This is a genomic window from Mesomycoplasma ovipneumoniae (assembly GCF_038095975.1).
Classification (GTDB): Bacteria; Bacillota_I; Bacilli_A; order Mycoplasmatales; family Metamycoplasmataceae; genus Mesomycoplasma; species Mesomycoplasma ovipneumoniae_C.
Genome location: NZ_CP146003.1, coordinates 902,973 through 913,631, shown reverse-complemented (window position 1 = coordinate 913,631; position 10,659 = coordinate 902,973). Strand labels below are relative to the sequence as shown.

11 protein-coding genes are annotated in these 10,659 nt (G+C 26.9%); 3 read left to right on the top strand and 8 right to left on the bottom strand.

From position 1 onward, the window contains the following. Positions 1-6: 6 nt before the first annotated feature. Both V3255_RS03255 and V3255_RS03250 read right to left on the bottom strand, forming a co-directional pair. Positions 7-261: a hypothetical protein gene (locus V3255_RS03255; RefSeq protein WP_333503665.1), complete on the bottom strand. Its 255-nt coding sequence runs from the start codon at positions 259-261 to the stop codon at positions 7-9. Positions 262-338: 77 nt separating this feature from the next. Further along, positions 339-656 carry a hypothetical protein gene (locus V3255_RS03250; protein ID WP_318050512.1) on the bottom strand — a complete coding sequence of 106 codons (318 nt, stop codon included), beginning with the start codon at positions 654-656 and terminating at the stop codon, positions 339-341. 71 nt (positions 657-727) lie between these two features. Here V3255_RS03250 and V3255_RS03245 point away from each other — a divergent pair, with 71 nt between their 5' ends. The 3 genes from V3255_RS03245 (at position 728) to V3255_RS03235 (ending at position 4,623) form a co-directional block, all read left to right on the top strand. Further along, the gene (locus V3255_RS03245; RefSeq protein WP_341516238.1) at positions 728-1,966 is read left to right on the top strand and encodes an Mbov_0401 family ICE element transposase-like protein; all 1,239 of its coding nucleotides are present in this window, start codon (positions 728-730) and stop codon (positions 1,964-1,966) included. 636 nt (positions 1,967-2,602) lie between these two features. Then, positions 2,603-3,781 carry an IS3 family transposase gene (locus V3255_RS03240; protein WP_341516237.1) on the top strand — a complete coding sequence of 393 codons (1,179 nt, stop codon included), beginning with the start codon at positions 2,603-2,605 and terminating at the stop codon, positions 3,779-3,781. Between the two features lie 179 nt (positions 3,782-3,960). Next, positions 3,961-4,623: a serine protease gene (locus V3255_RS03235; RefSeq protein WP_341516236.1), complete on the top strand. Its 663-nt coding sequence runs from the start codon at positions 3,961-3,963 to the stop codon at positions 4,621-4,623. A gap of 500 nt (positions 4,624-5,123) precedes the next feature. Here the strand turns inward: V3255_RS03235 and V3255_RS03230 are convergent, their stop codons facing one another. From V3255_RS03230 to V3255_RS03205, 6 genes are all read right to left on the bottom strand, one after another. Further along, positions 5,124-6,710, bottom strand: coding sequence for a hypothetical protein (locus tag V3255_RS03230; protein WP_337903152.1), 1,587 nt, complete (start codon positions 6,708-6,710; stop codon positions 5,124-5,126). A gap of 24 nt (positions 6,711-6,734) precedes the next feature. Then, positions 6,735-7,430: a hypothetical protein gene (locus tag V3255_RS03225; RefSeq protein ID WP_333503923.1), complete on the bottom strand. Its 696-nt coding sequence runs from the start codon at positions 7,428-7,430 to the stop codon at positions 6,735-6,737. Positions 7,431-7,492: 62 nt separating this feature from the next. Next, positions 7,493-8,263, bottom strand: a complete 771-nt coding sequence (locus V3255_RS03220; protein WP_333503924.1) for a hypothetical protein — start codon at positions 8,261-8,263, stop codon at positions 7,493-7,495. A gap of 29 nt (positions 8,264-8,292) precedes the next feature. After that, positions 8,293-8,991 carry a hypothetical protein gene (locus V3255_RS03215; RefSeq protein ID WP_333503925.1) on the bottom strand — a complete coding sequence of 233 codons (699 nt, stop codon included), beginning with the start codon at positions 8,989-8,991 and terminating at the stop codon, positions 8,293-8,295. A gap of 144 nt (positions 8,992-9,135) precedes the next feature. Beyond that, positions 9,136-9,666, bottom strand: coding sequence for a hypothetical protein (locus V3255_RS03210; RefSeq protein WP_333503926.1), 531 nt, complete (start codon positions 9,664-9,666; stop codon positions 9,136-9,138). A 21-nt stretch (positions 9,667-9,687) separates the two neighbouring features. Next, entirely contained in the window at positions 9,688-10,383 is a 696-nt protein-coding gene (locus V3255_RS03205) for a hypothetical protein (protein WP_333503927.1), read from the bottom strand. Positions 10,384-10,659 lie beyond the last annotated feature (276 nt).

Below are 10,659 nucleotides of genomic sequence, written 5' to 3'. Positions count from 1 at the left end.
GTTGTTTTAAGCTTTCTGTTTATCTATTGTTGCTGATAAAAACATAGATTCTAGTCTTAATTGGGCTCAATCATCGCCTAATAACATTTCTGAATAAAGGGCTGTAACATAGTTAAGTTCTAATTCTTCTAGACCAGTAAGAAAATTAACATTTTCGCTTTTGCCGTATTCAATTAATTTATCTTTGCGATTTTCAAGTAAATTTTTAATTAATTTTTCTTTGAAAATAGTGTCAAATTTTTCTTGATTTATTGTTATCATAATTAGATTTCCTTTACTAAATTTTGTGTTTAATTTTTAAGCTATCAGTTTTAATTTCTTCTGTAGTTGTTGGTTTTTTATTTTTCTTTACCAATAACATTAATGTTTAAATCAGTTTTTTTGTTTTGTTTGTTATCTAATACTTCTCCTTTTTGTTCCTGTTTCTCTGCTGGTGAGCTAACAATATAATTATAAAGGAAAATACCTCCAGCAACTAAACCCGCAATTACAGAAGCACCCAGAATTATCCAAAAACCTCTTCAAATTAAATACCCGAGGCCAACGAAAATTGGTCCAAGAATGTCTCCGAATATAAGTGCAATTATAAAAAAAGGTAATTGAATAGGTAAGGTTATTATATCAAGGGTTCGTCACAAAAAAGTTTTTCACTCCATTTTGTTTTCTCCGATAAACAATTAATTAATTATTAAATTATAATATAAAAAGTATAAATAGGAGAAAATAAATGAATAAATTTTATAATCCTGCTTTTTATAATAGTGAGGAAAAATCAATTTTACTTGAAAATCTAGTTAGAAAAATTGAGGAAGAAGACAAGAAATTTTTGGAAAAAATTAACCAGATTAAAGACCAAGGTCTTCATTCCAAAATTAAACGAAAATTAAAAACTGAATATGGAAAAATACAAGTTGAAGTTAATCGGTATTGAAAAAAAGTTTCAATAGGCGACGAAAACGGTGAAGTAATAGGACAGAAAAAAGTAATTTTTTATTCAGATTTTTTCAAAGAATTGGTTCAAAAAGGAAAAACAATTACAAACTCACTAATTGAAAAAATTATTGGTTTATGCTTTGAAGTGAAATATGGAAGTTCCCTTTCCAGAATATTTAGCAAGGTAATTTCGGTTGGATCAGTAAACTTAATATTAAAAAGATTGAACGTAGATAATGAAATTTATAATTTTAAAACATTAGCTAGTAATCAAAGTTATATTAATCTGGCAGTTGATGATTCGTTTCACAGGGTAGTCGAAAATAGAAAAACTTATAAGGTTAAAAATAGAATGCTAGTCTTATATTTAGGTAAGAGAAACGGTAAAGTTTATGGCAAAACTAACATTCTGCAAGTTAGAAAAATAGGAAATAGAACGCAAAATATTTACGAGCTAGCAGCAAAAATTAAGGAAATAATTTTGCAAATTTATGGCAAAAAATTAGATATTGTTGTCTATGGTGATGGCGCACCATGAATTAAAACGTTATCAAAACACCTTGGCGCAATTTACATTTTAGATAAATTTCATTTATTAAAAAAACTTTCAGACTTAGTCTCGCTAAAAAATAATAACTCCCTAAATCATTTTTTATTTGCGCAAAAATATCCAAAACTTTATCAAAAGTTATTAAATTATTTTGAGAAAAAACAAAGTAATGATGTTGTTTTAGAGCTACGCCAAATAATGAAATATCTTAAGATTGAATCAGAAAAACATGTTTTACTTTTTAGTAAAATATCCCAAAAAATTGAAGAAGTAGGGGAATTTTTGCGGTATGTAATTTCTAATATGGAAGCAATTAACCAACTATTTTCATTCAAAAGCGCAAGCAGTTGCACTGAAGGTTTTGTTGCTAGTTTAGTAAAATTTAATATTAAAATCAAGTACTCAAGTTTTTCTTTTGATAGATATTTTAATAACTTGAAACTAAATCATTTGTATAAAAATACTAATTTAATTCTGATCTAATTTTGTTAGTTTATAATTTTTTTAGAAACCCAAAGAATACCAAAAACAGGTGTTTCTTCTTGGTTATTAAATTGTTGTTTTTTAAAAAGTCAAAATAAATTTTTATATCAAATTTATTATTTTTATTAATTTTAATTATTTTTATGGTTTTGTAAATTTTTAAAAATTAGTTTATTTACGTAGTAAATAAAACAAAGAAAATTACTAGAAATAAAACAAATTTAAAAATAAATTTTGTCGTTTTTTTGCTGTTTTAAAAATATTTTTAAACTTTTTAAATATATCTATGATATATTTATTTTACAAAAAAAGGTGGCACTTTCCGTTAGGAAAAATTGTTGCTACCGGCAACTATAAAGTGCCGCAATCAAAAAAAATTTTGATATTAAGATTTTTTTTGTATAATTAGGGGTAAGAGGCAATTCACAAATTTTATTAGCCCACGCATTTTTTTGCAAAAGGTTAGTTTAAAATAATAAAAATTAAGATTTTAGCGTCAAAAAACACGGATTTTAAACCAGGACAGAGAAAGTTAACACTAAGGTGTTGGCTTTTTTGTCCAAGTTTAAGGAGAAAGCTAACACCCAAAGTGTTAGCTTTTTTAAATTTTCAAATTCAACAAAAAGGAGAATACTAATGTCAAGACACTTTAAAAAGGACGAGTTTGATATGATTTATAAAATTTACAATGAATTTGGATTAAAACAAACAATAAATTATATAAATGATATTTCGCCAGATACAAATTTTATAACCAGAGATCAACTAGTTCGAAGAATCAAAAAAATTATTAGATATTATAATAATGGTATGCAAGACCAATTATTAGATAAAAAGGGTGCAAGGAGAAAGCCAGGGAGTGGCAAACCTAAAAAACAAATTGAACCCGATTGAAACGAATTTACAAAACAAGAATTAATAGAAATAGCTAAGAGATATTACGAAACCAACAAAGATAAATCAAAATCAGGAAAACTTAGTGAAGCCAAAACACTAAATATTCCCTACAGCAAATCTGCAAAAATTTTTAATGTATGTAGACAATCAGTGGCAAAATCTAAAACTAGAGTTATAAAAGTAAAGGAGCACAAAAATGATGCAATAATTAAAAAATCCTTTTTTGATAACAAAGGTAGATACGGTCGCCTAAGGTTGAGTGCTTATATTTCTATGAAATATAATATTTACATTAACCCTCGAAGTCTTGGAAGACATTTAAAAAGATTGAATTTAGTATGCAAAATTAGAAAACGAAGAAGAAAGAGCGAAATTAAGAACACCAAATTCGCACTTCCGGATATTGTTAAACGCGACTACAATGATAAATTAAATAGAAATATTTTTGCTACTGATGTTACATATATAAAAGCTCCCAGAGATGTTAAGGAAAACCATGTATTTTTGTCTGTAATAATTGAGCATAAAACTAAAAAAATCAGAGATTTTAAATTATCTGTAAACAATGATCTTAATTTAGTTATGGATAATATAAAGACATTCAGGTCTATTGATAAAGATTTTGTTATTCATTCGGACCATGGATTTCAATACACTTCAAAAGTCTATATTGACAAAATAAATAAAATGGGAGGAACTGTTTCGTTGTCTCGCATAGGAAATTCTTTGGATAATAGGGAGGCTGAATATTGATTTTCAATTATAAAAAGTGAATGCTTAAACGAGTTAAACTATAGCAAAATAACTTTTGAAGATCTGAAAAAAATAATTGCAGATTATATATTTTGATACAACAATTATAGAATTCAATCGATTTTAAATTGAAAAACACCACAGCAATATGCTATGATGTTATAATAATATTAAACTGTTACTTTTCTTTGTCCTAGTTTAAAATCTGCGTTTTTTGAGCCTAAAATCTTAATTTTTATTGTTGTAAATTTAACCCTTTGCAAAAAAAAAAAAAAAAATGCTTGGTCAAAAATAAAAATAGGTTATAATTACAATTGCTTAAGAATAAGACACTTTTAGATAAAATGAAAAAATTCACTAAAAAATACGGGTTTATTGGTTTATTTTTGGCTTTAAATCTTGGAATTTTGTTAGCAAACGTTGCTTTACTAACAAATAATTTAATAAAACTAAATCCAAAAATTAACCATGAAGCCCTTTTAAAGTCAATTGTTGAAATTAAGCTTCAAAAAAAGGATGAATTGTCTTTTGCTACCGGTTTTGTTATAGATAATAAAATTATCACAAATAAACACATTCTTGAAAATAGCGATGAAATTGATATTTTTTACCGTTTTGCAAATGAAAAAGACTACAAAAAAACTAAAATTATAAAAATTTCACCAAACTATGACATATTAAGTTTGGAACCAAACACACAAGTTAAAAACCTTGAAATAGAAGAAAATTTTGGTTACGGCGATGAAATTTTTACAATTGGAAATCCACATAATCTTGGCTTGACAATCAGCAAAGGAGTTATCTCAGGAACTAATAAAATAACTAATCAAAATTTTGTTCGAACTAGTATCACAATTGAACCAGGAAATAGTGGCGGCCCTGTTTTAAATACTAAAAATAAAGTAATTGGTATCATGACTTTTCGGCTTATAAATGAAAAACCGGTTCAAGGTGTTTCTTTTTTTGTACCTTCAAACCAGATAAAAGAATTTTTAAATTCAAATTAAATTTTTAATTTTCTAAATAATTTACTATTAAGTCCATTAAATAAATATAGTCAAAGTTATTAAAATTTGTGATTAGATTATTCTAATAAGAAATTGTACAGCACAAAAACGAACGAATATCACTATTATTTTATCTTTTTGCTTTGAGGTTAGATTTTCTATGATATCTTCATAGGTTAAAACTTTAAAATCATGTTTTTTTAGCGCTTGATTGTAAAGGTTATTTTTATTACTATATTGAAATGTGATAAAATCATTAGAATATTTTCTAAAATAATCTACTAAGGTTTTATCTAAAGCGCTATTTCTAAAATTTTCTCAATCTGGATTTGACTTTAAAAGCTTATAGAATTTTTATTTATCTTAGGTTGATAAATTTTTTACTTCTAGCTCTATAATATTTGCCATTTTTATCTATTCGTAGTTTATTGACTTTAATTACATTTTCTTTTTTGGTGTTTACATTTTCTTTTTTGGTGTTTCAAATTTTTCGGTTTGCTCTAATTTTTGAACGGACTAAACCCAAGAAGCTCAACTTCTGGATCTTGGATTTTCCCGGATTTTATATCGCTGACAAAATTAGAAAAACCTTGTCCGCGAGTTTTTACAAAATCTTCATTATGTATGTCTTGATATTTTTCCCAGTTCTTGTTGATTAAATTATTAATTAAATTGAAATTAGACTTAGGCTCGTAAATTGAAAAAACATCATAAGCAGTCTGAGGCATGTTTGTATAAATTTTTTTGTTCTGTCGAAGAATTTGTTCCAAAACCTCAGAAGAATTTTTGGCTCATGATTTTATTAAATCAAAGTCTAAGACATCAGAATTAGGATTAGTTTGTACCCAGTGGTAATAAGCTAATTTTTCAGTTTTTTGCGGATCCGTTTTTGGATAAGTGAGTTTGATTGCTAGTTCTAAATACTCATCTCAGGCTTTTTTTGTTTTGTAATCCATTTGATCTTCAGGAATACTAAAATCATAATCTTTATATTTCATATTTATGCGTTTAAATTCCAAATTTTCTTCAATGATTTGCCATGAAATATCTTCGATGTTTACTCAAGAAGACTCGCACTCGTCCACTAAATTGCAACCGGTTTTACCTAATTTATCAATTCATTTTAGACGATCTTCTTCATCTAACCGGTTGACTTGATCTTGAATTTTTTCATCTTCTCCAAATAAAAAATAATTAACATAATCAACTGCACTGTCAGGCATATCTTTTTTTGCAAAATGATAATAAGCTTCTTTATTTTTGACCAAAAATTCAGCTAGACCATCTTCATAATTTGTAGTTTGGCTTAATTCCGCACTGCCAAATTTATCAGTATATTTTTTATATGCATCACCAATAAAATTTTTGGAATTAGATTCTGCTTGTTTTTGTCAAACTTGGAATTCTTTTTTTAAAAATTCAATTTGCTTATTTGTTTTTATTAAATTGTCTCCTTTTCTTTTTGTTTCTGATAATCATCTACGCTCTAAAATTATTTTTCACTCATTAAAGAGACCATTAATTGACTCATAGTATTCTAAAAACTGATTATCTTTTTCTAGACTAAATAAAAAATAAAAGTACTCAAGCGTTGCTCCTTCTTGTCCAGTTAAAAAAAGTTTTTTAGCACGATCTTCGATAAAAGTCAATTTTCTGGGAAATAAACTATCTGGATAATCTCAGCTAACATCTTGGCATCCGCCATAATTAACAAAAGGATCAAATAACTTATTTTTTTTATTAATATCAATACTTCCATCTTGATTATGGTAGCGTTCGTCTTTCTCTAGAGCTTCATTGGCTAAGTCTACATAGTAAAAATAAGGAATTCATCTTCCAATTTTTCATAAATCTATTTCGAGTTGTTCTGCCATTTTAGGAAACTTTTTATTTTTTGTTAGTTTAACTATCGCAATGGCAAAATACTCAATAAAAAAGTTTTTCTTAAATGCCGGTCACTGAATTCAATCAGAACCGATAACATTTTTTAATTTTTCTTGAAGTTGACTAATTTGCTCTGTATTAAAGCTCTTAGATTCGAATTTAGCATCTTGTTCTTTTAATAAATCAATTAATTGTTTTTTCATTTTTTATCCTCTAATTTTTTTAAATTACATCTTTAATTTTGGTGCTTTGAATTTTTTGCTTTGCTTTGAATTGTCTTTTTGTGCTAATTTAAGCTCATATTTTTTTTCAATTCATCTATTGACTTTGTAATGGGGGTCAAGAACTTTTCAATGTCGCTTAAGAAGTCTAGGCGCAAGCTCTTGATCATTTAAAGCAAAGAAAATAAGGTGGTCATCATCTGTAAAAAATGCTAAATCGGCTTGATCTTTACCCTTAGGCATAACTAAAATATATTTATTATTTTTATATTGCTCTCAAAGTTTTTTATCAAATTTTTTGAGATCTTCTCAATCTTCGTCAGTGAGTTCTCAAATATAAGGATCATCAGCATAATCATTATCATTTTCATCCTTTAAATATTTCGCCATCGAACAAATATCTAGTATTATTTTATCTTTTTGATCTTGATTTAAATTTTCTATAACATCTTCATAATCTAAGTGTTTAAAATCATTTTCTTGAATAGCTTGGCTGTAAAGACTTTCTGAAACGCCAGCTTGAAAAGTGATAAATTCATCAGGATACTTTCTAAAATAAGCTTCTAATGATTCATCTAAAGCGCTATAATTTTTAAATTTTTCTCAATCTTGATTTGGCTCAATTTTTCTTAAAATGCTATACAAGTGTTCTTTAACTTCATTTGGCAAATTTTTTAATTCTAATTTGATTATATCAACCATTTTTACTCCTATTTATTATTTTTTTAATTTATATTTTTAATTTTGGTTTTCGAATTTCTGCTTTATTCTGTATTATCTTTTTGTGCTAGTTCGAGTTTATAGTTTTTTACAATTCATCGGTTTACTTGGCGGTGAGGGTTTAAAAGTTCTTCATATTGATCAAGAATATAAGGAGCAATCTTTGGTTCGTTTAAAGCAAAAAGAATAACTTCGTCATCGTTTTTAAAAAACTTTAATTCTTTTAGTTTTCAGTTTTCTGTGTTTGTTCGAGTTAAAACATACTCATTTTTTAGATATTCATCTAAATTTTCATCCAAATTCGGAAATATTTTTTTAATTTCATGATTATTTTTTTCACCTAATTCAAGCGCTTTTTTATAAGATTTTATTTCTTCTTTAAGTTTTGGTTCGATACCCCACAGAGAATCGTATTCTTTATCTATACCATGCCGAAGCTGTAACACTCCCCCTATCGAAACTTCTTTTCGTATTATTTCTTTTTTTTCTCATTGTTCTAAATCTTCCACAACATCTTTATAACTCAAATCTTTAAAATCGCACTTTTTTAAGGCTTGATTGTAAAGGCTATTTTTATTGCTTTTTTGGAAAGCAATAAATTCATTGAGGTTGTCTTTAAAATACACTTCAAAAAAATCATCAATGTAACAATAAGATAATCGTTTTTTATAATAATATCCTTTAAAATAGTATTGTTTATTTCTATCATCAACTTTATTTTCATCTGAAAATTTTTTAAGTAATTGTTCTTTTTCTTCGGTTGATAAATTTCTGACTTCTAATTCAATAATATTTGACATTATAATTTTTGACATTTTCAACTCCTTGCTGTTATTTTGATTTTTTACAGCTTCTTTTCTGGTTCTTCGAATTTCTGAACTTGGTCTGAATTATCTTTTTGCACTTGTTCAAGCTCATAATTTTTTTCAATTCAGTGGTTGACTCTGAGATGAGGATCAAGAATTTTTAAATATCGTTTAAGAAGTCTTGGGGCGAGCACTTTATCTTTTAAAGCGGAAAGAATAAGTTCATCATCATCTTCAAAAAACTCGACATCACCACTTTCTTCACCAAGGGGAAGAAGTAAAATGTATTTACTATTTTTGTTTTTATCTCATCACTTACGCGTCTCTTCATTGAAATCGTAATTTTTTTCAAATTCTTCGCGGTATTGGTCGGTGTTTTCAACAATGTAAGGTTCATCGTGATAATCATTTCCATCTTTATCTTTTATATGTTTTGCGTTTAAACGAATATACTCTGTTATTCTATTTTTTTGATCTTGTGTTAAACTCTCTACAATATACTTATAGTCCAAATCTTTAAAATTATTTTTTTGGATAGTTTGGTTGTAAATGGAATATTTATAGCCTTTTTGAAAAGCAATAAAATCGGCAGGAAAATTTCAAAAATAAGACTCTAACAATTTATCTAAATTATTAGGATCAAATTTTTTAGGTCCATAAACCTTTAAATGTTTATAGAATACTTCTTTTTCTTCGGTTGATAAATTTTTAACTTCAATTTCAATAATACTTGGCATTTTTGCTTTCTCCTAGTTTTTTATTTTGATAATTTCCGCTTTCATTTTTTTTAAAGGCATAAACAATCGGAGGTTCAAATTTGTATCCAACTTCAACCTTTCGCTGAGTTTCTCTTATTATTTCGCCTTTTTGCTCTTGTTTCTTTACAAACTAGCCAGTCAAGTAACAAGGTGGATAATTCTAGCGATGATGTCTCCAATTGCTATTAAACCTAGAATTATTTGTAAGAAACGTAATAAGAAAGGCACAACAAAATCACAAAGAATAAACGCAATTATATCAAACAAAAATTGAATAGGCATGGTTATTATATTAAAAAATTTCCAAAAAGTTTTTCAGCTTGAACTTGATTTAAGCTTTTTAAACTTGATATAACATGAACTTGATTTAAACTTGATATAACGGCTTAATAATCTAGGTTTTCAATATCATCAATTTTTGCCGTACTGATTATAAAGACTATTTTTATATACTCTTCGAAGAGTAATAAATTTATCATAATGATGTAAGAAATAATTTTTTAATGCCTCATCTAATGCTTCAAGATCTCCAGTCTTTTCTCAATCTTGACTTAATTCAATTTTACTATTTGGCCTCGCCTTTAAAAAGTTATAGAGATCTTCCTTAAATTCTTTTGGTAAGTTTTTAATTTCTAATTCTAAAATGCTTGGCATTTTTTTTACTCCTTTCTTAAACTACATTTTTAATTTTGGTTGTTTAACCTTTTTGGTTTGCTTTGAATTATGTTTTTGTGTTAATTCAAACTCATAGTTTTTTTCAATCCATTGGTTGACTTTGAGATGTGGATCAAGAGTTTTCCAATGAAATTTCAGAAGTCCGGGAGCAAGCGCTTGGTTATTTAAAGCAAAAAGGATAAGCTCGTCATCATTTTTAAAAAATGCAGCATCGCCGTCTTCTTTGTTGGTAGGTAAAATTAAAATATATTTGTTGTTTTTATTCTCTTCTAATCATTCGCGCTTATTTTCGTTCACGACCGGAATTTCTTCGATAGCCTCGCGATATTCATCAGCGATCTCTATAATACGAGGTTCATCAGCATAATCATTACCATTTTCATCTTTTAAATGTTTTGTGGTTAAACGAATATACTCTATTATTCTATTTTTTTGATCTTGTGTTAAACTCTCTACAACATACTCATAGTCTAAGTGTTTAGAATCATTTTCTTGGATACTTTGGTTGTAAAGGGAATATTTATAACGCTTTCGAAAAGCAGTAAACTCGTCAGGAAAATTTCGAAAATAAGACTCTAACAATTTGTCTAAATTATTTAGATCAATTTTTTTATGTCCAGATTCATTTGCAATTTTGATTAATTCTTTTTTATCTTTTGTTGATAAATTTTTGACTTTAAGTTTAACTATATCCATTTTTTACTCCTATTTCATTATCTTATCTAATTTGTATTTTTATTTTTTAAATACTCAAATAATTTTTTGGATTAAATTTGTATTAATTTTTCAACGAGTTCGCCTTAGTGGTCTTTGGATTTTCTGTTTTGAGACAAGTCCATAAAGGCAGCTGAAAAAAACATAAACCGGGCATGATGCTAATATTGTATCACAAAAAAATTAAAAATACAAAAAATTTCAAAGTTATTAAAATTTGTGATTAGGATTTAGTCTAATAAGAAATTGTGCAGCATG